Here is a 288-nt window from a genome sequence, read left to right as displayed (position 1 = left end):
CCTGTCCGCGCTGCCCTCGATCTCCACCGTGCAGCAGGTCCTGGCCCGCCACGGCGACGGGGCGCTGCGGGTCTCCCGCCCGCGTGGGACCCGCTACCGCTACGAGGGGCAGCGGTTCACCTATCCGTATCCCAACCAGCTCTGGCAGATCGACGGGGCGCTGCACCACCTCGCCGACGGCACCCCGTTCTGGGCGGTCGACATCGTCGATGACCACTCCCGGTTCTGCGTGGGCATCGAGCTCGGCGAGGCGTTGACCTCCACCCTGGCCTGGGCCGCGATACGCAG

The 288-nt window shown here is 71.2% G+C and carries 1 pseudogene; it reads left to right on the top strand.

Annotated elements, in window-relative coordinates:
• Positions 1-28 precede the first annotated feature (28 nt).
• Positions 29-288: pseudogene (locus tag QSK00_RS30330) on the top strand (hypothetical protein); the annotation flags it as partial.

The organism is Actinomycetospora sp. NBRC 106378, from assembly GCF_030269685.1.
Classification (GTDB): Bacteria; Actinomycetota; Actinomycetes; order Mycobacteriales; family Pseudonocardiaceae; genus Actinomycetospora.
Note: the sequence above shows the minus strand (reverse complement) of the source record. Positions and strands in the feature narration are given on the sequence as shown.